The organism is Amycolatopsis acidiphila (assembly GCF_021391495.1).
In the GTDB taxonomy this organism is placed as follows: Bacteria; Actinomycetota; Actinomycetes; order Mycobacteriales; family Pseudonocardiaceae; genus Amycolatopsis_E; species Amycolatopsis_E acidiphila.
This window is the reverse complement of the sequence record NZ_CP090063.1, coordinates 5,294,474-5,317,670: the sequence shown is the minus strand read 5'-3', so window position 1 is coordinate 5,317,670 and position 23,197 is coordinate 5,294,474. Positions and strand designations below refer to the sequence as shown.

At 67.5% G+C, this 23,197-nt stretch carries 20 protein-coding genes; 14 read left to right on the top strand and 6 right to left on the bottom strand.

All coding sequences use genetic code 11. The features are described 5' to 3' along the window. Positions 1 to 34 precede the first annotated feature (34 nt). Entirely contained in the window at positions 35 to 2,083 is a 2,049-nt protein-coding gene (locus LWP59_RS26025) for a hydantoinase/oxoprolinase family protein (RefSeq protein WP_144638129.1), read from the bottom strand. Between the two features lie 619 nt (positions 2,084 to 2,702). Then, positions 2,703 to 3,857, bottom strand: a complete 1,155-nt coding sequence (locus LWP59_RS26020; RefSeq protein WP_144638127.1) for a serine hydrolase domain-containing protein — start codon at positions 3,855 to 3,857, stop codon at positions 2,703 to 2,705. Between the two features lie 164 nt (positions 3,858 to 4,021). Between LWP59_RS26020 and LWP59_RS26015 the strand changes: the two genes are divergently transcribed. Further along, on the top strand, positions 4,022 to 4,603 hold the full coding sequence (locus tag LWP59_RS26015; protein ID WP_144638125.1) for a TetR/AcrR family transcriptional regulator: 582 nt from the start codon (positions 4,022 to 4,024) through the stop codon (positions 4,601 to 4,603). Positions 4,604 to 4,748: 145 nt separating this feature from the next. Here the strand turns inward: LWP59_RS26015 and LWP59_RS26010 are convergent, their stop codons facing one another. Then, positions 4,749 to 6,326 carry an AMP-binding protein gene (locus LWP59_RS26010; protein WP_186383223.1) on the bottom strand — a complete coding sequence of 526 codons (1,578 nt, stop codon included), beginning with the start codon at positions 6,324 to 6,326 and terminating at the stop codon, positions 4,749 to 4,751. 104 nt (positions 6,327 to 6,430) lie between these two features. Further along, positions 6,431 to 6,862, bottom strand: coding sequence for a VOC family protein (locus LWP59_RS26005; protein ID WP_144638124.1), 432 nt, complete (start codon positions 6,860 to 6,862; stop codon positions 6,431 to 6,433). A 451-nt stretch (positions 6,863 to 7,313) separates the two neighbouring features. Here LWP59_RS26005 and LWP59_RS26000 point away from each other — a divergent pair, with 451 nt between their 5' ends. Continuing rightward, the gene (locus LWP59_RS26000) at positions 7,314 to 8,267 is read left to right on the top strand and encodes an AraC family transcriptional regulator (protein WP_144638123.1); all 954 of its coding nucleotides are present in this window, start codon (positions 7,314 to 7,316) and stop codon (positions 8,265 to 8,267) included. Positions 8,268 to 8,312: 45 nt separating this feature from the next. Here the strand turns inward: LWP59_RS26000 and LWP59_RS25995 are convergent, their stop codons facing one another. Further along, the gene (locus LWP59_RS25995; RefSeq protein WP_144638122.1) at positions 8,313 to 9,035 is read right to left on the bottom strand and encodes a type 1 glutamine amidotransferase domain-containing protein; all 723 of its coding nucleotides are present in this window, start codon (positions 9,033 to 9,035) and stop codon (positions 8,313 to 8,315) included. Positions 9,036 to 9,283: 248 nt separating this feature from the next. On the opposite strand from LWP59_RS25995, the gene LWP59_RS25990 reads away from it, so the two are divergent. The 12 genes from LWP59_RS25990 to LWP59_RS25935 all read left to right on the top strand — a co-directional run bounded on the left by LWP59_RS25990 (position 9,284) and on the right by LWP59_RS25935 (position 18,184). Then, on the top strand, positions 9,284 to 10,303 hold the full coding sequence (locus tag LWP59_RS25990) for a type 1 glutamine amidotransferase domain-containing protein (RefSeq protein WP_144638121.1): 1,020 nt from the start codon (positions 9,284 to 9,286) through the stop codon (positions 10,301 to 10,303). Next, positions 10,300 to 10,785 (top strand): nuclear transport factor 2 family protein, encoded by a 486-nt coding sequence (locus LWP59_RS25985; RefSeq protein WP_144638120.1) that lies wholly within the window; start codon positions 10,300 to 10,302, stop codon positions 10,783 to 10,785. Before LWP59_RS25990 ends, LWP59_RS25985 begins: the two co-directional genes overlap by 4 nt. Before the next feature lie 8 nt (positions 10,786 to 10,793). Further along, complete coding sequence (locus tag LWP59_RS25980) at positions 10,794 to 11,267, top strand: nuclear transport factor 2 family protein (protein WP_144638119.1); 474 nt, start codon at positions 10,794 to 10,796, stop codon at positions 11,265 to 11,267. An 18-nt stretch (positions 11,268 to 11,285) separates the two neighbouring features. Next, positions 11,286 to 12,818 (top strand): ferritin family protein, encoded by a 1,533-nt coding sequence (locus tag LWP59_RS25975; protein WP_144638118.1) that lies wholly within the window; start codon positions 11,286 to 11,288, stop codon positions 12,816 to 12,818. After that, a complete protein-coding gene (locus LWP59_RS25970) occupies positions 12,815 to 13,123 on the top strand; it encodes a toluene-4-monooxygenase system B family protein (protein WP_144638116.1) in 309 nt (102 codons plus the stop codon). The genes LWP59_RS25975 and LWP59_RS25970 overlap by 4 nt, the downstream gene beginning before the upstream one ends. Beyond that, positions 13,120 to 13,428 carry an MmoB/DmpM family protein gene (locus LWP59_RS25965; protein ID WP_144638114.1) on the top strand — a complete coding sequence of 103 codons (309 nt, stop codon included), beginning with the start codon at positions 13,120 to 13,122 and terminating at the stop codon, positions 13,426 to 13,428. Before LWP59_RS25970 ends, LWP59_RS25965 begins: the two co-directional genes overlap by 4 nt. A 4-nt stretch (positions 13,429 to 13,432) precedes the next feature. Next, positions 13,433 to 14,458: a ferritin family protein gene (locus tag LWP59_RS25960; RefSeq protein WP_144638113.1), complete on the top strand. Its 1,026-nt coding sequence runs from the start codon at positions 13,433 to 13,435 to the stop codon at positions 14,456 to 14,458. Further along, positions 14,455 to 14,781: a Rieske 2Fe-2S domain-containing protein gene (locus LWP59_RS25955; protein ID WP_186383222.1), complete on the top strand. Its 327-nt coding sequence runs from the start codon at positions 14,455 to 14,457 to the stop codon at positions 14,779 to 14,781. The genes LWP59_RS25960 and LWP59_RS25955 overlap by 4 nt, the downstream gene beginning before the upstream one ends. Next, positions 14,778 to 16,019, top strand: a complete 1,242-nt coding sequence (locus tag LWP59_RS25950; protein ID WP_144638111.1) for an NAD(P)/FAD-dependent oxidoreductase — start codon at positions 14,778 to 14,780, stop codon at positions 16,017 to 16,019. The genes LWP59_RS25955 and LWP59_RS25950 overlap by 4 nt, the downstream gene beginning before the upstream one ends. Before the next feature lie 23 nt (positions 16,020 to 16,042). Continuing rightward, entirely contained in the window at positions 16,043 to 16,783 is a 741-nt protein-coding gene (locus tag LWP59_RS25945; RefSeq protein WP_144638109.1) for an iron-sulfur cluster assembly protein, read from the top strand. 15 nt (positions 16,784 to 16,798) lie between these two features. Continuing rightward, positions 16,799 to 17,089, top strand: a complete 291-nt coding sequence (locus LWP59_RS25940; protein WP_144638107.1) for a putative quinol monooxygenase — start codon at positions 16,799 to 16,801, stop codon at positions 17,087 to 17,089. A gap of 126 nt (positions 17,090 to 17,215) precedes the next feature. After that, a complete protein-coding gene (locus LWP59_RS25935; protein WP_144638105.1) occupies positions 17,216 to 18,184 on the top strand; it encodes an AraC family transcriptional regulator in 969 nt (322 codons plus the stop codon). 963 nt (positions 18,185 to 19,147) lie between these two features. On the opposite strand, the gene LWP59_RS25930 is transcribed toward LWP59_RS25935, so the two are convergent. Next, the gene (locus LWP59_RS25930) at positions 19,148 to 23,197 is read right to left on the bottom strand and encodes a Pls/PosA family non-ribosomal peptide synthetase (RefSeq protein WP_144638103.1); all 4,050 of its coding nucleotides are present in this window, start codon (positions 23,195 to 23,197) and stop codon (positions 19,148 to 19,150) included.

The window sequence follows — 23,197 nt, the reverse complement described above, 5'->3', positions numbered from 1 at the left end:
TGACGCCTCTTTTCGGACAGAGCGGGTTTCCAGGTCACAGGAGGGTGTCGATCAGGAGGTTCCGGCTGGCGTCGAGCACCCCGCGCGACCCCTCCGGAAGGAAGATCGTGGTCTGCTTCTTCTCGATCACGGCGGGCCCGCTGACCTCCCGGCCGACCGCGAGCAGGTCCCCGTCGAAGACCGGGATGGTGATCTGCTCCCCGGTCGCGGGCAGGGTGACCGTGCGGTTCGCCTTCTCCGCCTCGCCACCGGCGGTGTTCGCGACGGAACCGCCCTCGTAGCGGTACTTGCGGGTGCTCGCCTTGGCCTCCACGCGCACGGCCATCATCACCACGCCGGCGTCGACCCACGCGGTGCCCGGGCCGTACTCCGCCTCGTACATCTCCGGGAAGCGCTCCGCCAGCTCTTCCAGCGAGGCCTGATCCACCTCGTGGTCGGGCAGCGGCACCGTGAGCTCGAAGATCTGGCCCTGGAACTTCAGGTCGCCGAAGCGCTGAACCACGATCTCGTCGTCGGCGTAACCGCTGGTGCGCAGGTTCTGCCTCGCCGAATCCTCCAGATCGCCCAGCACCGCGTTGACGTCGTCGACGGGCTGCCCCGGCGTCCAGAACCGGCTCTTGGAGGGCACGCGGAGGTCGTCGGAGGCCAGCAGCCCGCTGGCCGAGAACACCGCGGAAGCGTTGGGCACCAACGCCTGCTTGATGCCGAGCTCCCGGCAGATGTCGACCAGGAACAACGGCGTCGCGCCCCCGTAGGCGAAGAAGGTGAACACCCGCGGGTCGTGCCCACGCTCGACGGTGATGCCGCGGACGGCGTTGGACATCGACGCCACGACCACCCGGTACATCGCGGCCGCGGTCTCCTCCAGCGACATGCCGACCTGCTTGCCCAGCCGCCTGAACGCCTCATCGGAGGCATCCTTCAGCAGCTTCGCCCGGCCACCGAGGAAGTAGTCCGGATCGATGAATCCCAGCGATACCATCGCATCGGTGACGGTCGGCTGGTCGCCGCCGCGGCCGTAGCAGACCGGGCCGGGGTCCGCGCCGGCACTCTGCGGGCCTGCCTGCAGCAGGCCACGCGGATCGGCCCAGCCGATGCTGCCTCCACCGGAGCCGATCGCCACCACGTCCACTTTGGTCAGTCCGGTGAGCAGCTTCTGCACATAGGACCGGGCACTCATCGTCAGTCGGTTGTCCGCGATCACCGAGGTGTCGAAGCTGGTGCCACCCATGTCGCCGGTGATCACGTTCGGGATCCCGAGCTCCTTGGCCAGCTCGTTGGCCCCGACCACACCGCCGACCGGGCCCGAGTCCAGCAGCACGATCGGCACCTCACGCGCTTCTTCCGCGCTGAGGCTGCCGCCGGATGCCTGCATGAACGCCACCGGCACCCGCAGACCGCGCCTCGTCAACGCCTCGGTCATCTCGTCCACATAGCGCGCCACCTTCGGCGCGGTGAACGCGTTGAGCACGGTGGTGACGGACCTTTCGTACTCGCGGATCATCGGATAGATGCGCGAAGACAGGCTCACGTGCACATCCGGGAAGAGCTTGCCGATCAGTTCGCCGGCCAGTTGTTCGTGTGTGTCGTTGAGAAACGACCACAGGAACGTGACCGCGATGGACTCGACCTGCTGTACTTCGACAAGGTGGCGGATCGCCTTTTCACAGGCGTCCAAGTCCAGTGCTGCCACGATTTCGCCACGCTTGTTGACCCGCTCCGGGACCTCCAAGATCGCCTCGCGCGGCGCGATGTCCGGCACGTTGAGCTGATCGTGATGATCACGGGCGTCGGAACGCGGTGACCGGGCGATCCGCAGCGAGTCGCCGAAACCCTCGGTGGCCAGGACGCCGACGCGGGCACCACGCAGCTCGGCGATGCTGTTCGTCACGATCGTGGTGCCATGCACGAACCGGCCACACCCCGCGAGCAGGACGTCCAGCGACACGCCAACTTGGGTGGCGACTGCCTCGAGCGCGCCCACCAAACCGTCGAGCAGATGATCCGGAGTCGTTGACGCCTTGTCCGCCCAGAGATTGCCGCTTTCGTCGATGACCACGGCGTCGGTGAAGGTGCCTCCCATGTCGACGCCTATTTGATATTGGGCCACGCTTCTCCCTTCCGACCTCCGGACTTGATGCCGGACCGCTGGGGTCTCGAGGTCGTCGTTCGGACAGCTGGACGTTGTCTGGTCATGTCTGGCTTGTGAACGTCAGGTTTCCGACACCGGCCGTCACGTGACGCCCGCCACTAACTGACCGATCGGTACACTAGCTTGATCGCGCGTCGGCAGTCAAGACGCGAAAGCGGCGCCGGGGGTGGTTCAGGACGGCGGGCAGCACGCCGAGATAGCCGGAGAAAGGCGCTGACCTGCGGTTTCCGCGGCGTCTCCTGATACCTGCTCAGGCGTTCACCAGGCAGCCTTCCGCTCGGCAGTCCGGTCCCACTGGCGGCGCCGGGGGAGGGGCTGCAGAAGCACCACCGCTACGGCAACACCCTCGACCGCGGAAACCTCGCCGCGGGCGACCGGGTTCAGATCAGTTCTGATCGGCGTGCCCGGACTTCCTCGCGGAGAGCTTCGCGGACCACCCGGACGGCCGGGCGTGCGACGTGCGACGGCAGGTCGTCCGCACGGAGTTTCTGTGCTGATGGCGCTGGACGAACACGACACGCGTGCTCGAGACGGCGCGGGGGACCCGGGACTAGCGGGTCGTTTCGGTCGCGGCGCGCAGGGCTCGCAGGATGCGGTTGTGGTCGGCGTCGGCCTGCGGCGGATAGAGGAAGCGGCGGCGCAGGAAGGCGTAGGACAGTTCATGGCGCGGGTCGACCAGTGCCTGTTGGCCTCCTGCCCCGCTGTGCCCGAAGGCGCCTGCCCCGAGACTGGGATACAGCTCGGAAACGGGGTGGAAGCCGACTGCCCATGCCTTGTGCTGTCGCAGCACGAGATCCCAGCCGGCGTACTGAATCTGCGCGAACGCGGCCGCAGTGTCCGGTGTGAGCAGCGGAGGGAGCCCGTCAATGGTGCCGATGACGGCCGAGTAGAGCTTGGCCAGGGCGCGGGCCGTGCCGATGCCGCCGAACGAGGCCGGCCCCGCAGACCTCACCACCGGGAGGTTCGGCAGCTCCCACACCTCGCGGTTCTCCGGGTGGTGGCGGTTGAACGCGATGCCGTTGAGGCTGTCCGGGGCGGTCGCGGTCGCCGCGAGATCACGAAGCCGTTCCGGGGTGGCCACCATGGGCTGGGCCGACAAGAAGCGGTGCTCTTGGTCGGCGGGCAACCCCAGGTGCAGGTCGAGCTTGTAGGGGTCCCGCAGGCGCGTGGCGAACAAGCTCTGCACGGTCGCTCCGGTTACACGGCGCACGACCTCCCCGCTCAGTGCCGCCATCACCAGGGCGTGGTAGCCGGACGCGCTCCCGGGCCGCCAGAGCGGGCGCTGAGCACCGAGGCGCTCGGCGACGAACTGGTCCTCGGCGAGTTCCTCCATGCTGAATCCGCTGTTCACCCCTACCAATCCGGCTTGGTGGGACAGAAGCTCGCGCAGCAGGATCTCGCGCTTGCCCGCTGCCCCGAACTGCGGCCAGTAGTGGCTGACCCGCTGGTCCAGGTCCAGCGCACCGTCCTGTACGAGCAGGGCAACGACCAGGTGGGCCACCCCTTTGCCGGCGGAGTAGATGCCCAGCAGGGACTCGCCCGTGGCTTCCGTCCCGGCCCACAAGTCCACCACCAGCTCGCCGCGATAGCAGGCAGCCACCTGTGCGTCCAGGTCTGCGCCCTCGCCGGCCAGGATCGCCGCGAACTCATCCCGTACAGGCTCGAACCCTGCTGCCACGGTGCCCCGTACGTCGGGTTCTGTCATCGGTACTCCTCCACCTCGTGCTGTCGGACAGCCTCGGTGCGTCCACGTTAGCCGCAATTAGTGACCGTTGGCAACTAATAGGCGCGGCGTTCGCCGCCCTGTCGGGTGCTGGTGGTCGATCGACGCAGGCCTCGCACTGACCGGCCGCACCGTATGATTCGGTCATGGCTTCTGCGGCTGGGGCGCGTCGGTCGCCTGGTCGGCCGGCTCGGATCAGCCGGGAACAGATCGTCGAGGCCGCGTCCTCCGCCGGTAACCTCGACACCCTGACCATGCGGGAGTTGGCCGGACGACTCAACGTCAGCCACAGTGCGCTCTACCGCTGGGTGACGAACCGGGACGAACTCTTCGATCTCATCGGGGAGACCCTCGTCGATCGAATACTTCGCCCTGGAGAGGCCGTGGGGTCGGCCTGGCGGCCCTGGCTGGCGCGCGTCGCGTGGGACATGCACGACCAGTTCCTCGCGCTCCCCGGCTACGCCACACACCTGTCTCGGCCACACCCGCACAACGCCCACTCCGCCGCCCGGCTTCGCACCGCCATCGTCACGGCATTCCTCAACGCCGGGGTCAGCGAGGACCTCGCCGAACAGAGCTACTACATCTTCATGACCTCGCTGGTCAGCTGGCTCGCGTCCCAGGAGAATCCGCTGCGCCTCGGCCCGAGCGCCCCGAGGTTCGACCTCTTCCTCGACACCCTGCTGCGAGGACTCCCGGCCCGCGAACCGGGGATCGCGCGTCCCTGAGCGCGCTCACCTCACCGCAGCGAAGCTCCTGAAGACACCGGTGTACAAGGCGAACGCGATCGAAAGCGGTTGCCAGGGCGGGAGCGGTCCACGAAGACACCGCTGCGCTCGTCTCCGCTGTCCACTCCGGAAGGGGTGACCGCGCTCATCGGCTCCGCTGTGCCGAACCGGCCGAGGCCGCCTGCCGCAGCACGTACTTCTGGATCTTGCCGGTGGAAGTCTTGGGCAAGGGGCCAAAAACCACCGTTTTCGGCGCCTTGAAATGGGCGAGCCGTTCCCGGGCGAACGCGATCAGCTCGCTTTCGGTGATGACGGCTCCTTCGTGCGGCGTCACATAGGCGGCTGGCACTTCGCCCCAGCGTTCGTCGGGCTTGGCGACGACCGCCACCTCGAGCACCGCCGGATGTTCGGCTATCGCCTGCTCCACTTCGACGGAGGCGATGTTCTCCCCGCCGGAAATGATCACGTCCTTGCTCCGGTCACGCAGCTCGACATAGCCGTCGGGATGCACCACCCCGAGGTCGCCCGTGCGGAACCAGCCGTCGGGGGCAGCGTGTTTGGTGGCGAGCTCGTCCTTGAAGTAGCCCAGCATGACATTGTTTCCCCGCAAGGTGATCTCGCCCAGCGTTCGCCCGTCCGCGGCTACCTCAGAGCCGTCTTCGGCGATCACGCGTACCCGGCACGAGATCATGTTCCCGACACCCTGCCGTGCCTTGAACCGGGCCTGTGTACCGGCGTCGAGCACACTCCACTCCGGTCGCCAGTCGCAGATCATGGCGGGGCCGAAAGTCTCGGTCAGCCCGTAGAGATGGGTGACCTCGAAGCCGAGTTTGCCCATCCGGCGCAGGATCGCCGGGCTCGGCGGCGATCCTCCCGTCGCCACCCGCACGGTCGTCCCGACCGGACCGGCCTGCGGTGCGTACGCCAGCATCGAAAGCACGGTCGGTGCGCCGTTGAGATGCGTGACTCCCTCTTCGCGGATCAGCCGCCACACCTCGGCAGGAGCCGGCTTCGGCAGGCACACATGGGTGGCGGCAGCGGCGGTCACCGCCCACGGGAAACACCAGCCATTGCAGTGGAACATCGGCAACGTCCACAAGTGCACCGCCGACGGCGACAGGCCGGTGTGGCCCACCATTGCCAGTGCCTGAAGGTAGGCACCACGGTGGTGGTACATCACACCCTTCGGTGTGCCGGTGGTTCCGGAGGTGTAGTTGATGGACAACAGGGACAGCTCGTCGTCGATCTTCCCGTGGCGAAGAGTGGCACCGGCGAGCAACTTTTCGTATTGTGCCCCTGCCTTGATCGTGATCGGCGGGGTGTTCGTCCGTGCGAGCGCGTCGCGGACCAGGGGCTCGGATGCCGGGTCGTAGACGAGTACCGCGGCCTCGGAATGGGTAAGGATGTAACCGATTTCGTTCGCCGACAGGCGGGTGTTCATCGCGACCAGTGGTACACCGGCCCAGGGCACTCCGAAATGCGCCTCCAGCAGTACGTGCGTGTTGGGGGCGAGCACGGCGACCGGACGACCGTCCGCGAGCGGGTGGAGTGCCCCTGCCAGTTGCCGGCAGCGACGGTGCAGCTCCGCGTACGTCCAGCGCTGGTCGCCGTCGATGACCGCGACCCGGTCACCGTGCGCCGTGGCCGCCCGGTCGAGGTATGCGGTCGGGGTCAGCGGTTCGAACGACAGGGCAGCCAATCCGGCATCGTGATCGGCGGGCATGAAGGCCTCCTTCGGCCGTCCGAAGCGTTCTGCGTGGTGCCAGGGTCACCACGCAGAACGCGGAGTAGCGTGGCGGAAACAACTGGACCAGGCGGTGCCGTGGCTTAAACCAGGGCGAAGAGCTCCAACTGGATGTTGTCGGGGTCCCGAAACACCAGAACGTAGTAATGGAACGGCTCGTTCAGCTCGGTGATGGGCGATCGGTCGACACCCAACTCGTCCAGCCAGGCCGCCCACGAGGTCAGCTCGTCCAGGCCGGCCACGGAGAACGCGATGTGGTCGAGTCCGGTGCGTCGCTCGTCGAAGCTTTCGCCGCTGTTCCCGTCATGGTGGTGTAGCCCGAAGGCGATTTCGGAGTGCGGGTCGGTCAGCAGAACGGCGTATCCCGCGTCCTCGTCCTCGTAATGCGGGAATTTGACCGGAACGCGTTCGAGGCCGAAGACGCGCTGGTACCACTCAATGCTGCGGTCGATGTCGGTGACGGTCGGCGAAAAGTGGTGGACGCCCTCGATCTTCGGGCGGTTCTCAATGCTCATCAATACCTCTTCGTCTTCTGGAGGCCGCTATGTGCGTCAAGAGACCGGCACCCCAGGTGGATCAACTCGACAACCTCAAGACGGTGACAGCGTCTTTCGGGAAGAACATTAGCCGCCATCGGGCTCGGTGCGTATGCGGAATCCTGCTGCGAATGTGCCCATTCAGCTTTGCCCGCATTCTCGTCTCGGCGGTTGCCGACGATCAACTCCGCGCACAGTCTCCGCAGGCAGGCAGGCAGGCAGGCAGGCAGGCAGGCAGGCGCCCGGCGGTCCTGAGGTTCGTGCTCCGGGGGTCGCGGCGTCGGCGGAATCCGCAGCAATTCAGCAGTTATCCGCATCGTCACCCCAGCCGCGCTGTCGTAACGTGGGGTCACCGGCCACGCACGTGTGGTCTGAGCGGCACCGCCGAGGCCGGCCTCGTATCCGTCGATGACGCCGGAGGGACACGACTGTGACTGACGTGCTTCACCCGCTTGACGAGACCAACACCTCGGGAGACCTCCTTGCGGAGATCCGGGCCCGGACGCCGGAGCTCGGTGGCAACGCGGGCGGCTGGCCCGGACTCACTTTGTACCGGTTCACCCAGCCGACCTCGCCCCACTGGGACGAGGTGAAGTCACTGTCGTTGTGCATCATCGCGCAGGGCCGCAAGTGCGTCGTGGTCGACGGCACGCGGTACGTCTACGACCCGTTCAACTACCTCGTGCTGAGCAGCAGCCGCCACTTCACCGCCGAGATCCTCGAAGCGACCCCGGCCAAGCCGTTCCTGTCGCTGGTGCTGCAGATCGAACCGGCCCTGGTGCGGCGGATCTCGGCAGACATCCTTGACCGCCGCACGACGACGTTCGGCCGCTCGTCACAGGGAAAACCCGAGAGCGCTTTCGTGACGCCGCTCGACTGCAGCCTCATGGGCGCGACGATGCGGTTCCTCCGCGCCACGGACACCGGCCCGGACCGCCGGGTGCTGGCGCCGGTCTACCTTCAGGAGATGGTGTACCGGGTGCTGCAGGCCGAGCAGTACGCCCGGCTGCTGGAGGTGGCGGCCACGGAGGTGGCGAGCAACCCGGTCAGCAAGGTCATCTCCTACGTCCAGGAGAACATCTCGGAACCGCTGACGGTGAGTGACATGGCGGAGCGGGTTGCGCTCAGCCCGTCGGCGTTCTCGCACCTGTTCCGGGACGTGACGGGAAAGTCGCCGTATCAGTTCGTGAAGGAGATGCGGCTCAACCGTGCCCGGGAGTTGCTGATCGAGGGCAGGCTGAGCGTGACCCAGGTGTCGCGCGCCGTCGGCTACTCGAGCACCTCGCACTTCATCAACGAGTTCCGCGACCGCTTCGGCGCCACCCCGCGTGCCTACTGCGATCTGGACTCGCTCAAGCACGATCTGCGTGTGCAGAAGATGTGAGGCCGGTGCCGGGATTGCCCGGTGCCCGGGCATCCCGGCACCGGGTCAGCGGGCGGCGCCGAGCGTTGCGTGCTCGGCCACAAGCCGTTCGGCGAGGGGAGCGGAGGAGGCCGGGTTCTGTCCGGTGTAGAGGTTGCCGTCCGCCACGACGTGCGGCTGCCAGGGGGCGCCGCTCTGCTCGAACCTCCCGCCCGCGCTCACGAGCCGGTCTTCCAGGCACCAGGCGGCCTTGTCGGCGAAGCCAACCTGTGCCTCCTCCTCGTTGCTGAAAGCGGTTATCCGGCGGCCGGCGAACACCCACTCGCCGGTCCCGTCGTGTGCGGGCAGCAAGGCGGCAGGCCCGTGGCAGACGGCCGCGACGGGTTTGCTCGCGTCGGTGAACTCGCGCACCAGCGCGCCGAACGCCTCGGACACGGCGAGGTCCTCCATCGGGCCGTGCCCACCGGGCACGAAGACGAGGTCGAAGTCCCTGACGTCCGCCTGGTCCAGGTCGGCGGGCGCACGAAGCTCGCCGGCGATGCTGTCGAGGTAGGCGCGGAAGCGTGCGCCGGGTTCCTCCGAACCGCCGTTCATGGCCGCCGTGAAGCCGGCCTCGTCGGCGGTGGGCACGGCGGCGCCGGGAGTGGCGATCGTGAGGTCGAAACCGGCCTTGCGGAAGACCTTGTGCGGGACGGCCAGTTCCTCGGGCCAGAACCCGCATGGATGCTTGGTGCCGTCGGCGAGGGTCCAGTAGTCGACGCCGGACACGGCGAACAGTACGCACGTCATGAAGAGCCTTTCTGATCGGAATGGTCTACGGGCCCCGTCGCGCCGGGGAAACCCGAACCGACCGTAACCGTGCGGCACCGTCCCTCGGCGATCTCGGCCCGGAACCCGGCACAGCTCAGCAGGATCCCGCACACGCGCCGGCGCATGCCGAAATCCGCACAACTCCCGCAGGAATCTTCGATGCGGCGTGGGTCACACCCTGGATACCGTGCCTCAACGGTCGCCGAAGCCGCTGGACAGGAGTTGACATGCCCCGTATCGCTTACCTGGTCTCGAGTGCCAGTGAGATCGTTCTCGCCGACGGTGCCGCCCATCCCACCGGCTATTTCGCCGAGGAGGCCATCAAACCCTACGAAAGGTTCGTCGCGGCGGGAGCCGATGTCGTCGTCATCACCCCCGACGGCCGGCCACCGACGGCGGATTCCTACGGGCTCGAGCACTTCTTCCACTATCCCGAAGAGGACATGGATTTCTTCGCCTCGGTGACCCGCACCTTCCACCACGACCCGGACGACATCCGGATCACCCTGCACCAGACCACCGAGCTGGGTCTGGTGGCCGGACGCCGGATCGCCGAACGGCTCAAGGAACGCGGGGCCACTCCCGCCGAGGCGCACGCACTGGTGAGCAAGGCGGCGAAGATCGCATGGCGCGAGGACCGTCAACTGACCGAGGTCATGGTCACCGGGAAGCTCGGCGGCGGGTTGTCGCCGGCGGAGATCCAGGCCGCCGCGGACGAGCTCGACGAGGCCGCCCGCGCGCTGTCCGCCGAGCGCAAGCGCAAGCTCGACGCCATCCCCGGCTTCCGCGACCCCGTTTCTCTCGCGGACCTGAGCGACGACCGGCTCGACGAGTTCGACGCGGTGTTCGCCCCCGGCGGGCACGGCCCGATGGTCGACCTGGCGGACAACCCGGACGCAGGCCGGCTGCTGAAGATCCTGCACGACAAGGGCGCTCCGATCGCGGCCCTGTGTCACGGTCCGGCGCTGCTGTTGTCCGCGCCGGAGCGTGAGGACGGCCAGTGGCTGTTCGACGGTCACCGCATGACCTGCTTCACGGACGAGGAAGAGGACCAGACGGCGCCGGGGCGGCTCGGAATGTCGTGGTACCTGGATGCCGCGCTGAAGAACGCCGGAGCGGTGTTCGACGACGCCCCTTCGGCATGGGTCTCGCACGTCGTGGTCGACCGCAACCTGATCACCGGTCAGAACCCGGGTTCGACCGAGGCGACGGCCGACGCCGTACTGAAGGCGCTGGGCATCCGATGAAGTTGTTCAGACGGAACCACCACCAGACCGAGTCCCAGGAGCGGAACGAAGTGGACATGACACCGGAAAAGACCGTACAGGCCTTCCTCACCGCGTTCCGGCTCGGTGATGTGGAGTCCGCCATGTCCGTGGTGGACAGTGCCGTCGATGTCGACGTGTTCCCGATCGATCTGCGAGCGGGAGGGTTCGACGATCTGCGCGGGTTGCTGAGCGAAATCGTGGCCGCGTTCCCCGACCTACGGCTGACCGTGCTCAACGTCATCCCGGCAGACGCCGTGGTCACCGTTGAGCTCAAGGTCGAGGGAACCCAGGCTCGTGACTACCTCGGCGTTGTCAACCAGAAGAAGCACCTCGACCTGGACGAGGCGTGGCGGTTCACCGTCGTGGGTGGCCGGATCACCGCGGTGGACGTGTACTGGTGCCAGGGCCAGCTCTACCGGCGTCTCGCCGTCAAACGAGTCGACCAGATCGCGATCGTGTGAGGACAAAGATGACCACCACGGAACCAACCAGCCGGAGCCGGACCGCCGCTCAGGTCGTCTCCGACTTCTTCGACGCCTACCGCAACCACGACGTGGAAGCGATGGTCGACAAGTGCACCGACAACGCGGACTTCTCCTACGTCCCCTTCGAGATGTGGGGAAAGCAACGAGTGCTGCGGGGTGACGGGAAGGTCCAGACGATCGGCAAGGTCATTTGGACCGGTCTGATCAACTCCTTTCCCGACTTGTTCAACGAGGTGCACACCATCGACGCGAACGAGCACGGCGACGTCGTGGTGACCTGTGACATCGGTGGCACGCAACAGATCGCCTGGGCGCTGGCCGCCCCGCAGGGCAAGAAGTTCTGCGAACCCCACCTGTTCATCTTCCACGTCGACGAGACGGGGCTCATCGACAAGGTGAAGGCCTACTGGAACAACGCCGGTATCAACACCCAGCTCGGGCACCTCGAAGTCGACTGAGAAAGGAACGACGACCAGATGAGCCTGCTGAAGCGAGAAGAGTGGCAACACTTCGTCCGCGAAGTGGACTGGACCTACAGCTACGTCGACGATGAGGCGGTCTTCCCCGAGTGGCACAGCGGCACGGGCAAGGTGCCGCGGGAGGCCTGGCTGAAGTGGGAAGAGGACTACAAGGTCACCTACCCCGAGTACGTCGCTACCCAGCGCGACAAGGAGTCCGCGGCGTATGCGGTGAAGGCGGCGCTGCAGCGGTCCAGCGCGTTCGAGACTCTCGACGAAGGCTGGAAGTCCTCCACCAAGATGCACTTCGGTGGTGTCGCCCTCGTTGAGTACGCCGCGGTACTGGGCGAGCTGAAGATGGCGCGGTTCGGGCTCAACGGCGCCTGGCGGAACATGGCCGCGTTCGGCGTGCTGGACGAGCTGCGGCACGCGCAGATCACCACGTTCTTCGGGCACGAGTTCATCAGTAAGGACCCGCAGTACGACTGGACGCAGAAGACCTTTCACACCAACGACTGGGTGCCGATCTCGCTGCGGAACCTGTTCGACGGCATGATGATCGCACCGAACGTGGTCGACCTGGCGATCGAGCTGCCGTTCACCTTCGAGACCGGCTTCACCAACCTCCAGTTCGTCGCGTTGTCGGCCGACGCGCTGCAGTCCGGGGACGTCAACTTCGCGAACATGATCTCCTCGATCCAGACCGACGAGGCGCGCCACTCCCAGCAGGGTGGGCCGACGATGGAGATCCTCGTCGAGCACGACCCGGTGCGCGCGCAGTGGGTCATCGAGAAGAGCTTCTGGGGCTCGGCGCGCGCCTTCGCCGCCCTGACCGGGCCGGCGATGGACTACTACACCCCCTTGGAACACCGGAAGCAGTCCTACCGGGAGTTCATGGAGGAGTGGATCGTCGACCAGTACATCCGGACCATTGAGGACTACGGGCTCAAGAAGCCCTGGTTCTGGGACGAGTTCATGCGCGGCCTGGACACCTGGCACCACGCGCTGCACATGGGCCTGTGGTATTGGCGGCCGACCATCTGGTGGCGCCCGAAGGCCGGGGTCAGCAAGGACGAACGCGAGTGGCTGCAGGAGAAGTACCCCAACTGGGAGAAGGTCTACGGCGACAAGTGGGACGTCATCATCGACAACATCAACGCCAACAACGTCGAGGCGACCCTGCCGGAAACCTTGCCCTGGCTGTGCAGCATGTGCCACCTGCCGGCGTGCAACGCCACGCAGTCCCGCGACGGCACCTGGCGGGTGCGTGACTGGCCGCTGAACTACGACGGCAAGACGTATCACTTCTGCACCAATGCCTGTCGGCAGATCTGGTGGAAGGACCGGGACAACGTCAACCACGAAACGGTGATCGACCGGTTCCTGGCCGGCCAGATCCAGCCGATGGATGTCGGCGGCATCCTCGGCTACATGGGCCTGACCCCGGACGTGATGGGTGATGACCCGGACTACGCGGCCTGGACCAGGGACTACGTCGGCCGGCCCGCGACCGGTCTCGCCCTGACGTCGGCAAAGAGCGAGGAGTCATGACCGAGAGCGCCACCACCGAACGCGACCTGCAGGACCAGCCACCGCAGCTGGTGCCGCTCAACGCGATCTTCGCCACCGACTTCGTCCAGATCCTGGTGCCGGTCACCACCGCGAACACCATCCGCGAGGTCGCCGCCGCGGTCGCGCACCACGTCGAAGGCAAGCGGGTGCGGGCCCTGGCCTACGAGAAGGTGGTCTTCCATCGCGGCCGGCGCCTTCCCCCGGAACTGACCGTCGCCGAGGCGGGAATCGTGCCGCACGATCACGTCCGCGTCGAGTACGACCTGCCGAAGGGAGCGAAATGAGGAACCCGGTCGGGCCCATCCTGCGGATGGGCGACGAGATCGACAAGGTCGTCGCGGCGATCGAGGACGACAACCCCGGGAAGGAGATCGAGGTCATCGACCGCGGCTCCTACGTCCGGGTGCAAGGAGAGGACCGCATCACGCTCACCCAGGAAACCCTGCGCGCCTACCTCGGTGCGGACTACGCGATCCGCTCGCTCGAGGCGATCATGTCCTCGTTCAACGGCCGGATCATCACCACCAGCGACTCGATCACCTGGGAGAAGGTGTCCGCTCGTCGCGACGCCCTGGCGGGAAAGGAGTGACCCGATGACCGTTCCGGCGAAGAAACCGCGCCCCCGCCGCACGTTCAGCGCGTTCGGCGACGTCCGCAGGATGCCGAGCGAGTACGAGGTGGTGACCCACGCGCAGAACTGGACGACCCGGTCCAACCGGCTCGCCGCGTTCGAGCAGAACCCGTCGTCGCCGGCGAACCTGTGGTTCCTCACCTACCGGGAGAACTCGCCGCTCAAGGCCGAGGACTGGGAGCAGTTCCGCGACCCGGACGCGCTGACCTACCGCGCCTACGTTTCGATGCAGGCCGAGGCCGAAGCGAAGACCGGTGGCGTGCTCGACGAATACGCCCAGGCCGAGGCGGACCGGACGCTGTCTCCGGGGCAGTTGGCGTTGCTGGGCGCGATGTTCACGCCGTCCCGGTACCTGGTGCACGGTTGTCAGCAGATCGAGGCCTACATCGGGTACATGGCGCCGACGTCCTACATCACGAACGCCGCGGGGTTCGCCGCTGCGGACTTCCTGCGACGGGTCACGCTCACCGCCTACCGCACCAAGGAGCTGCAGCTCGCCCACCCCGGTTCGGGGATCGGCGAGGCCGAGCGGCGGGTCTGGGAGACCGACGAGAGCTGGCAACCGGCCCGGCGGGCGATCGAGAAGGCGCTGATCGCCTACGACTGGGGCGAGGCGTTCACCGCGCTCAACCTGGTTCTCGCGCCCACCTTGGACGACGTGCTGATCCGCCAGTTCCGGGAGGTCTGCCGGGACAACGGCGACCAGCTTTCGTGGCTGCTGGCCTCGTTCCTGCAGGCGGACAACGCACGGCGCAACCGCTGGAGCGCAGCGCTGGTGTCGTTCTGCGTGGGGCAGCAGGCCAGCAGCGCGGACGCACTGCGGCGCTGGATCCGGCGCTGGACCCCGATCGCCGATGACGCCGCTTCCGGGCTGGGCAGGCTGCTCGAGAACCGCCCGGAGCGCGGTCGCGACGCCGGCGAGGTGGTGGCCGGTGCCCGCGCCGCACGCGAGGCCTTCCACGCGCGGGTGTTCGAGGGGTTGCGATGAGCAGCGCGATGACCGGTCAGTGGCAGGAGGCCATGGCGCTCGACGACCTCTGGGAAGGCGAGATGGAGGGCGTCGAGATCGGTGGGAAGAAGGTCCTTCTGGTCAATGTGGACGGTGAGATCCGGGCGTACGAGAACAGGTGCCCGCATCAGGCGTGGGCGCTCGACGAGGGTGATTTCGACGGGCGGGAGATCACCTGCGTGCGCCACATGTGGGTGTTCGACGCCCTCGAGGGGCACGGCGTCAACCCGGACAACTGCCGCCTGAGCGGGTTCCCGTGCCGGGTGAGCGAGGACGGCATGATCCTGGTGGACGTCGGATGAGTGGCCAGCGCTGCGTGCTCGTGGGAGGCGGCGTCGCAGCCGCGTCGGCCGCCTCCCACCTGCGCGGCCGCGGGTTCGACGGCGAGATCCTGCTGGTCGGTGAGGAACCGGACCCACCGTACGAGCGGCCCCCGCTGTCGAAGGGTTTCCTCGCCGGAAGCACGGACTTCGGCGAGCTGCACGCCCGGCAGCCCGGGTGGTACGCCGAGCAGGAGATCGAACTGCGGCTGGGCGTCCGGGCCGAATCGATCGATCCGGTCGCCCGCTCGGTGACGCTGTCCAGCGGTGAGCTGCTGGCCTATGACGCGCTGGTGCTCGCGACCGGCCTGCGGCCACGGTCGCTGCCGGGGTTCGACGGCGAGCGCGTGCACTACCTCCGCACCGCGGCCGACGCGAGGCGACTGCACGCCGAGCTGGCGCGGTCACAGCGTCTTGTCGTTCTCGGTGCGGGGTTCGTGGGCTGTGAGGTCGCCGCCACCGCGGCCGGGCTCGGCAAACAGGTGACGGTCTTCGAACCGGCCGGTACCCCGCTGGAGCGGGCGCTCGGCTCGGCGATCGGGGCCGTTCTGACGGAGATCCACCGGGAGCACGGCGTCGAAGTCCGCGCGGGGGAGTACGTCTCCTCGCTGGTACACACCGGGGACGGCCTGCTGCTGACCACCAACCTGGGCCACCGGGTGGAATGCGATCTGGTGTTGGTGAGCGTGGGGTCCGAGCCCAATGTCGAGCTCGCCGCCCAGGCCGGGCTGGCCACCGGAAACGGGATTCTGGTCGACGAGTACGGGCGGACGACGGCGCCCGGGGTGTATGCGATCGGGGACGTCGCGGCCCAGTACCACCCGGTTTACCGCGGGCGAATCCGCGTCGAGCACCACGACAACGCGGTGCGGCAAGGTGCGAACGTCGCCGCCACCCTGACCGACGCGGACGAGGGACACGCCGACACGTACTGGTTCTGGTCGGATCAGTACGAGCACAGTCTGCAGGCGGCAGGCCGGCCGCACGACCTGAGCGCACTGGTGATCCGCGGTTCGCTGGAGGAGCGGAGCTTCTCCGCCTTCTCGCTGGTCGGCGACCGGATCCGGGGCGTGATCTCGCTGAACCGGCCCGCCGACGTGCTGGCGGTGCGCCGCCTGCTGTTCGAGCCGCACCAGGTGAGCGCCGAGCAGCTGCGGGACGAGTCGGTCCCGCTCAAGCGGCTGGTGCCACGGACCCGCGGGGCGGCCGCCCGAGTCTGATCCACGACCGGAGAGGAAACACCATGACCACTGCCGCAGTGCTGACAGTCCACGAGCAGCAGCTCCGGGTCCCCGCGGCGGAGGCTCGTGCCGCGCTCGAGTCGGTCCGTGGCCTTGCGGCCATCCAGGCCGTGGCGAAGCTGAGGCTCGGCCCCGGCAGGACCTGTGAACCGCTGGCGCGCCTGATCGACAAGGCACTGGCCAGGGCCGGGCTCGGCCCCGAGCAGCTGGTCGTGGTCGGCGGCGAGGCGCGGGAGGGCGAGGACATCGTCCGCGTTCGCCGCAAGGCGCACGGAAAGGCCGACTGGATCAGCAGCCCCACCTCCGACGTGCGGCTCTCACTGGAGCCGGCCGGGCTGCACGGTCTTCCCGGCAAGCTCGCTCCGGAGCCGGCTCGGCTGGAGGACCTTCCGCCCACCGCGCCGAAGCCCGGCCCGCCGGACGCCAGGGCCCGAGCGGTTCGCGAGGCCCTGTACGAGGTGATCGACCCGGATCTCGGCGTCAACATCGTGGACCTGGGGTTCGTGCGACACGTCCAGGTGGACGACGACGGTGCCGCGGCCATCACCATGACCCTCACCTCGGCCGCCTGCCCGCTGACGAGGGTGATGGAGGACCAGATCCGCACGGTACTGCTCGAGGGCACCGGCGGCCTCGTGCGCGACTTCCGGATCGAGTGGTCCTGGCTGCCGGCGTGGCGCCCGGCCGACATCAGCGAGGACGGGCGCGAGCAGTTGCGTGCGATCGGCTTCACCCACTTCTGAACGAAAGGACGAAGCATGCCGCACGTGGTCATCGCGACCTGGAAGGCCAAGCCCGGCCGGGCCGGGCGCATCAGGAAGATCCTGGAGACGGTGGCACCGCTCAACCGCGCCGAGGAGAAGATGCTCCAGTTCGAGGCGCACGTGAGCACCGAGGATCCGGACACCTTCGTGCTGTACGAGAAGTACACCGACGCGTCCGGTTACGACGACCACCGTGAGACCGAGACCTTCAAGTCCTACGTGCTCGGCGAGGCCCTGCCGGAGCTGGCGGAACGGAGCGTCGCCAGGTTCGAGGTGATCGGCTGACCAGCGCCATTCTCACGACTCTGAGTGATCGAGCAGGTCCAATATAATATAGCTCGCGGACAGTACAGGCTGCGGAACGGGCCGGCGGCCACGGCGGCGCCGATCGCAGCGGACCGGGAGCGTGCAATGACGCAGGCTGCGAACTCGCTTGAAGAGCGGATCACTTCCGGCGATCTCGTCGCGGAGCTGCTGGCGAGAGCGCCGGACCTGGGTGCCAACAGCGCGGACTGGCCCGGGCTGACTGTCTACCGGTTCGCCGGACCGGTCGCCCCCGCCTGGGAGGAAGTGCAGTCGCTCTCGCTCTGCGTGGTCGCGCAGGGCCGCAAGTGCGTGACGGTCGACGGGGTGCACTACCACTACGACCCGTTCCACTACCTGGTGCTCAACAGTCACCTGCACTTCACCGCCGAGATCGTCGAGGCCAGTGCGGCCAAGCCGTTCGTATCCTTCGTCCTGCAGATCGATCCGGCAGCGGTCCGGGCGGTGTCGGTCGAGATGCTGGAGCGGCGGCGGGCAGCGGAGGGGGCGGCGCGGCCGATGGGGGTAGGCACCGGGCAGGCCTTCGTGTCCGCCCTCGACCGCCACCTGCTCGGCGCGGTCCTGCGGTTCCTGCGTTCGCTGTCGAGCGGCGCCGACCGGCGGGTGCTCGCCCCGGCCTATCTGCGCGAGATCGTCTACCGGGTGCTGCAGGCCGACCAGTATGCCCGGCTCCTGCAGATCGCCTCCTACCAAGAGAACAACGACCCGGTCACCCGGGTGGTCGCGTACGTGCGTGCCCACCTGGCCGAGCCGCTGACGGTCGCCGACCTGGCCGAGCACGTGTCGTTGAGCCCATCGGTGTTCACCGCCCAGTTCCGGGAGACGGCCGGGAGGTCTCCGTATCAGTTCGTCAAGGAGATGCGGTTGAACAAGGCCCGCGAGCTGCTCGTGACGGGCGGCGCCACGGTCGCCGGCGTCTCCCGCGCAGTCGGCTACCCGAACCCGTCCCACTTCATCACCGAGTTCCGTAAGCGCTTCGGCATGTCGCCACGGGCGTACTGCGACTTCACCCAGTTGAGCAGCGACCTCACCTGGCAGCACGTGGACCGCTCGTGACACCGCGCCATCGTGTCCGGCCGGGGCGTGCCCGGTGGTGCCCGTGACACGCGGCATGGTGCCGCGGAAAGCCGGTCCCGTCAGTCCCGGACCGACGAGAACCGTGGCGCGTCCGCCGGTCAGGGCCGCCGCTCGGCCGACGCCACCGGGCCTCGCGAGGGTGGTGCCGGGAGGTCCGGTACGTCTCGGGATGGCCAGGCCCGTCGCGGTGCCGCCGAGTCCCAGCCGCGCCGCTCCGGTGCCGCGAAGTCCCGGTCGGGCCACAACTCCTCCGGTGGTGCTCCCGCCCGCCGCGGCGGTGTCGCCGCCTTCTCGGCCGGCGCCCGCGCCGGTTCCCGCCGCTCCTGCTGACCGCCCCCAAGACGGTCAACTGGCGCACCTGAACGACGTCTCGCGCGATTGACCCCGCGATGGGGTGAACTAAGCCGACCTGCAAAAGGACCTCCACCAGGCCAAGTGCCTCCCGATCAACTCACGAGAGTCAGAACCCGACAAGAACAGTCCGCGGTGGGTCATGGGGGTCACCGCCAGCAGTGCGCGGTGGAGTGGGAGGAGCAGGTCGTCGAGCGTACCGGGCGGGTGGACGATGAGGACCCCGCTGCGGGGTAGGCGGCCAGCAGGACAGGATCCCCGGGACCAGGCGGCAGGAGTGCCGAGTCCGGGCGGGCAGGCGCAGGTGTCCCTGGGTGGTCACGCGGTGCACGAACTCGGTTTCCGAGATAGCTACTGTGCGACCCCCTGGCACTCAGCCGTCGTCGGTGCGGGCTCGCCGCCGTCGGCAGATGGCCCCGAGGGATCTTGACCTGTTGGTACTGCCCGTACGCCGGCAGATGAGACCCAGCCTGATCCGTCTGGCTGGGTACCGCTTGGTGGTCCACCAGCTACATGAGTGCTGGCTGGTGTTGGTCGAGCCAGTGGGTTCGGAAGGCTTCCGGAGGAGCCACGTGGTCAGCGGCTCACCTGCTACTCGTGGTGGCGGGCATCGGCCGGCCGGGTCGGGGAGCGAACCTCGTGGGCCGGGTTGCCTTGCCAATGGGAGCGGGGAACGGTTTCGGTGCCTTTCATGACGAAGGAGCTGGACTCGACGAGGGTGCGCTCGGCCAGGACGCTGCCGTAGTGGACGAGGGTGCGCTGGCCGACGGTGCAGCCGGGGCCGAGCAGGATCGGGCCGGATTTGAAGGTGCCATCCTCCAGCGAGTGACACTGCAGGCTCGCCTCGGCGGAGAGCATGCAGTCGTCGCCCACGGTGACGAGTGTCCTTTCGGGAATGTCACACCCGTCGTCGAAGACTCGGCGTCCGATCCGGACGCCGAGCAGGCGCCAGATGAGTGGTTTGGCCGGGGTGCCACTGAACAAGTTGATCCAGTTGCCGAGGCTGAGCTTCCAGAACCGCTCGTGTTTCCAGAAATACGGGTCGTAGATCGAGCAGAACTGCGGGCTGAGCGCCCGGAAACCGGTGGCGGCGCGCTCCACGAGGGCGAAGTAGGCGACGTTGAAGACCAGCGCCAGCAGGGTCGCGCCGGCGAGGACCAAAGGGCTGAACCCCCCTTGCACATGGTCGGCCGCGTCGAACAACAAAGCGAGCAGAAACAGGTCGAGCCAGCGTGTGAGCAGGAAGAACACGATGGTCACTGTGTTGTGCCGGAATTTGGCCATCAGCCTCTCTCGATGCATCGCGCCGGTCTTGAGCGCATCGAACCGGCGGTCGCGTTCCACAGTGCGGGGAATGTCGAATGGGGGTGAGCCCAGCAGGCCGACGTCGTGGCGCACCGGTCCGTCCAACGGCACCATCACCTTCGTGGCGAGCAGGCAGTTTTCTCCGGTCCGGCCACCCGCGGGATAGTGGACGTCATTGCCGAGGAAGTTGTCCCGACCGATGACGGCTTCGGACACCAGGAACGAAGTGCTAGAGAAGTCGGCGTTGATCACGGATAGTCCATCGGAGACCATCGTCCCCTGGCCGACCGTGGTGAGGTACGGGATGGTGTGCTTGTGCTCGACGCCGAAGTTCGATCCCGTCTGGACGACACCGGGCATGCGGTAACCGAGCATGCGCAGGTAATGCACGATGTAGGCGCTGTCGCCGAACAGCAGGTTGAACCACCTGACGTTGGTGATGCGTTCGATCGAACGCGTGAGGGAATAGCGCAGGCCGTACAAGGGGTAGACATGGCCTGGCCGCACGGCGATGTTCAGCAGACGCGGCACGAGGACCACCGCCAACAGCCCCGTGAGGATGGCTCCATACATGAACAGGGTCGTGTAGTCGAAGGTCTTGAGGTAGAAGGCGGAATCAGTGACCGTTGCCGGGCCGGTGACCACGTCCAGGCCGAAGCCTCCGGTGAGCACTATCAGCACCGGGAGGTAGACCAGCAGCAGCAAGGCCAGTTGGGTCGCCGAGTAGCCAAGGCGCCGGACGAGCCCGCAGGTGGTGGGAGCGACCCGGCGGTAGTCCACGGTGGTCGTCGTCGGAGGGGAGCCGTGCCAGTGCTCGCCCGCGGGTATCGATTGCCCGCTGAGCAGGCAGGAGTTGTGACCGAGCTGGGCATCGTCGCCTATCGAGGTGTTGATGTCGAGCACGCTGGCTTCGCCGACATAGGCACCGCGGCCCACGCTGACGCGCCCCGTCTCGATCGCTCCGTTCCGCGCCCGGTAAGCGGTTATGCTGGTGTCTTTCCGGATCACCGCGTCGTCGCCGAACACGAGAAGATCGGTGCACACCGGAGCGGTATGGGTGAGAAACGCGACGTTCCGCCCCACCTTCGCGCCGAGCGTCCTGAGGTACAGGGCGTACAGCGGTGAGCCAGCGAAGAGCTGGAGCGGGCTGAATCGCAGCAGTGTCCGAATCAGCCAGAAACGGAAGTAGGTCATACTCCACACCGGAATCTGTTGCGGCTGCCAGCGTCCGACGAGCAGCCACTTGGCCAGCACCGGCACGAGGCTCAGCCCGAGGAACGCCGCAACGCCCATCAGGGCGGCCCGCGCGTAGATCTGCCCGATCCCGTCCGCGGTGCCGATCCAGCGGTAGGCGCTGAACCCCGCGGCCCCGTCCAGGAAGAGATAGCCGAGAAATGACAGCATCTGGAGCGCGCCGCAGGTGAGGTATTCCCAGCGGTGCACCCTCCGCGGTGGAAGCTCCTCCGTTCCTGAGTCGCCGGGCTCAGCCTCCCGCAGCGCCGCCGCCAGGTTTTCGACCGTCGTGTGCTGGTACAGCTCCTTGATCCCTATCGGCGGAAGGTCGTCGCGTCTGCGCGCCAGCGAACAGAAACGTCCCAGCAGCAGGGAGTTCATGCCCAGGTCGCGGAAGAAATCGCTGGTCACGGAGACCTGGCCGGCGCCGAGCGCTGCGCCCATCAGCTCTGTGATCACGCGTTCGGTCTGCGTCTTCGGTGGCACATGGTTGGCGACCGCCGCCCGGCCGCGGGAGCGTGGGGCCGGCAGCCTCTTGCGATCCACTTTTCCGCTCGGCAACACGGGAAAGCGAGGCAGTTCCTCCAGATAGGCGGGAACCATATAGGCAGGCAAGTGAGCACTCAGCCGGGCACGGATCTTTCCCGGCTCCGCGGACGCGCCAGCCCTGAGCCGGTAGTAGGCCACGAGGTCGGCCGAGCCAGGTTCGGGCTCGTGGGTGGCCACCACGGCGGCCGCGATCTCGGGAATCTGCAACAGGAGCGACTCGATCTCGGTGAGCTCGACCCGGTAGCCGCGGATCTTGACCTGGTTGTCGATCCGCCCTGCGTACTCGATCTCCCCGTCGTCGGTGATGCGGCCGAGGTCGCCGGTGCGGTAGATCTTGCCCGACGGGTTGTCCGGGATGGCGAGGAAGTCGGGGATGAACACCTTTTCGGTCAGCTCGTCCTGGTTGAGGTAGCCGGCCGCCAACCCGACGCCGGCGATGCCGATCTCGCCGTGACTCCCACGAGGCAGCGCCGCATCCTTGCCAGGGTCGAGAATGACGATCGCATAGGTCGGCAACGGCACGCCGATCGTCACCGGCCGATCGGGATGCAGCTCGGTCCAGCTGGCGGTGACAGTGGCTTCGGTAGGGCCATAGACGTTGAGGAATCGCCGGTCCGGCCGGTACCAGCGGGCCACGAGATCGCGCGGGCAGGCCTCGCCGGAGACCAGCAGGAAGCGCAATCCGGGAAGGTCGTCCTCGATGGTCGCCAGCAGGGTCGGCACGCCGCACAGGGCAGTCACCTCCCGCGTGGTGAGGAACTCCCACAACTCGTGTCCGAGCAATGTGCTACCCGCCGGCTTCGGCACCAGCGTGGCGCCCACCGCCAGTGGCACCCACAGCTCTTCGACCGAGAAATCGAACGCGATGGTCATGCCCTGATAAACGCGATCCTCCGGCCGGTAACCGTAGACCTCAGCGGCCACCCGGACGAAGTTGCAGATGCTCGCCTGCTCGATCGCGACGCCCTTAGGACGCCCGGTCGTGCCCGAGGTATAGATCACGTAGCACAGTTCCCCCGCGGTGCCGGCCTGTCCCACGTCGGACAGCCGGTCGCTGCGCTCTGCTGCTACTTCGGCGGCCACCTGGTCCAGCGGCAACGCCTCCACCCCGGCAAGGTGGAGCGGAGAGCGGAGGTGGGACAGGGTGAGCACCAGCCGAACCCCAGCGTCCTCAGTGATGAAGGCGAGCCGGTCGGGCGGGAAACCCGGATCGAGCGGCACGTACGTCGCGTGGATCTTCAGCACGGCGAGCATGCCGACGTACCCGGGTACCGCGGTGTCGAACAGGAGCCCCAAGCGATCACCCGGCCGGGCTCCCCGGGCCAGCAGGTACCGGGCGAGCTGGTTCGCGCGTGCGTCCAGCTCGTCGTAGGTGAGAGTCACGTCGTCGGCATCGACGGCGAGCTGGTTCGGGTGGCCTGCTGCCCGCAAGGTGTCGCACCGCTGTTCGAAAATCTGGTGCAGTCGCTCGTCCGCGCACCCGCGAACGGCCGGGCGAGCGCCGAGCAGGACACGATCGCCGAGCGAGCTGGGGTGGTGGAAGGAACTACTCAT

Excerpts from the sequence above, each read along its gene's own strand:
- LWP59_RS25945 (WP_144638109.1), top strand. The coding sequence starts at position 16,043 with ATGACCACTGCCGCAGTGCTGACAGTCCACGAGCAGCAGCTCCGGGTC.
- LWP59_RS25995 (WP_144638122.1), bottom strand. The coding sequence starts at position 9,035 with ATGACGTGCGTACTGTTCGCCGTGTCCGGCGTCGACTACTGGACCCTC.
- LWP59_RS25930 (WP_144638103.1), bottom strand. The coding sequence starts at position 23,197 with ATGAGTAGTTCCTTCCACCACCCCAGCTCGCTCGGCGATCGTGTCCTG.
- LWP59_RS25965 (WP_144638114.1), top strand. The coding sequence starts at position 13,120 with ATGAGGAACCCGGTCGGGCCCATCCTGCGGATGGGCGACGAGATCGAC.
- LWP59_RS25990 (WP_144638121.1), top strand. The coding sequence starts at position 9,284 with ATGCCCCGTATCGCTTACCTGGTCTCGAGTGCCAGTGAGATCGTTCTC.
- LWP59_RS25960 (WP_144638113.1), top strand. The coding sequence starts at position 13,433 with ATGACCGTTCCGGCGAAGAAACCGCGCCCCCGCCGCACGTTCAGCGCG.
- LWP59_RS25970 (WP_144638116.1), top strand. The coding sequence starts at position 12,815 with ATGACCGAGAGCGCCACCACCGAACGCGACCTGCAGGACCAGCCACCG.
- LWP59_RS26015 (WP_144638125.1), top strand. The coding sequence starts at position 4,022 with ATGGCTTCTGCGGCTGGGGCGCGTCGGTCGCCTGGTCGGCCGGCTCGG.
- LWP59_RS25985 (WP_144638120.1), top strand. The coding sequence starts at position 10,300 with ATGAAGTTGTTCAGACGGAACCACCACCAGACCGAGTCCCAGGAGCGG.
- LWP59_RS25975 (WP_144638118.1), top strand. The coding sequence starts at position 11,286 with ATGAGCCTGCTGAAGCGAGAAGAGTGGCAACACTTCGTCCGCGAAGTG.
- LWP59_RS25950 (WP_144638111.1), top strand. The coding sequence starts at position 14,778 with ATGAGTGGCCAGCGCTGCGTGCTCGTGGGAGGCGGCGTCGCAGCCGCG.
- LWP59_RS25940 (WP_144638107.1), top strand. The coding sequence starts at position 16,799 with ATGCCGCACGTGGTCATCGCGACCTGGAAGGCCAAGCCCGGCCGGGCC.
- LWP59_RS26010 (WP_186383223.1), bottom strand. The coding sequence starts at position 6,326 with ATGCCCGCCGATCACGATGCCGGATTGGCTGCCCTGTCGTTCGAACCG.
- LWP59_RS26020 (WP_144638127.1), bottom strand. The coding sequence starts at position 3,857 with ATGACAGAACCCGACGTACGGGGCACCGTGGCAGCAGGGTTCGAGCCT.
- LWP59_RS25955 (WP_186383222.1), top strand. The coding sequence starts at position 14,455 with ATGAGCAGCGCGATGACCGGTCAGTGGCAGGAGGCCATGGCGCTCGAC.
- LWP59_RS26005 (WP_144638124.1), bottom strand. The coding sequence starts at position 6,862 with ATGAGCATTGAGAACCGCCCGAAGATCGAGGGCGTCCACCACTTTTCG.
- LWP59_RS26025 (WP_144638129.1), bottom strand. The coding sequence starts at position 2,083 with ATGGGAGGCACCTTCACCGACGCCGTGGTCATCGACGAAAGCGGCAAT.
- LWP59_RS25935 (WP_144638105.1), top strand. The coding sequence starts at position 17,216 with ATGACGCAGGCTGCGAACTCGCTTGAAGAGCGGATCACTTCCGGCGAT.
- LWP59_RS25980 (WP_144638119.1), top strand. The coding sequence starts at position 10,794 with ATGACCACCACGGAACCAACCAGCCGGAGCCGGACCGCCGCTCAGGTC.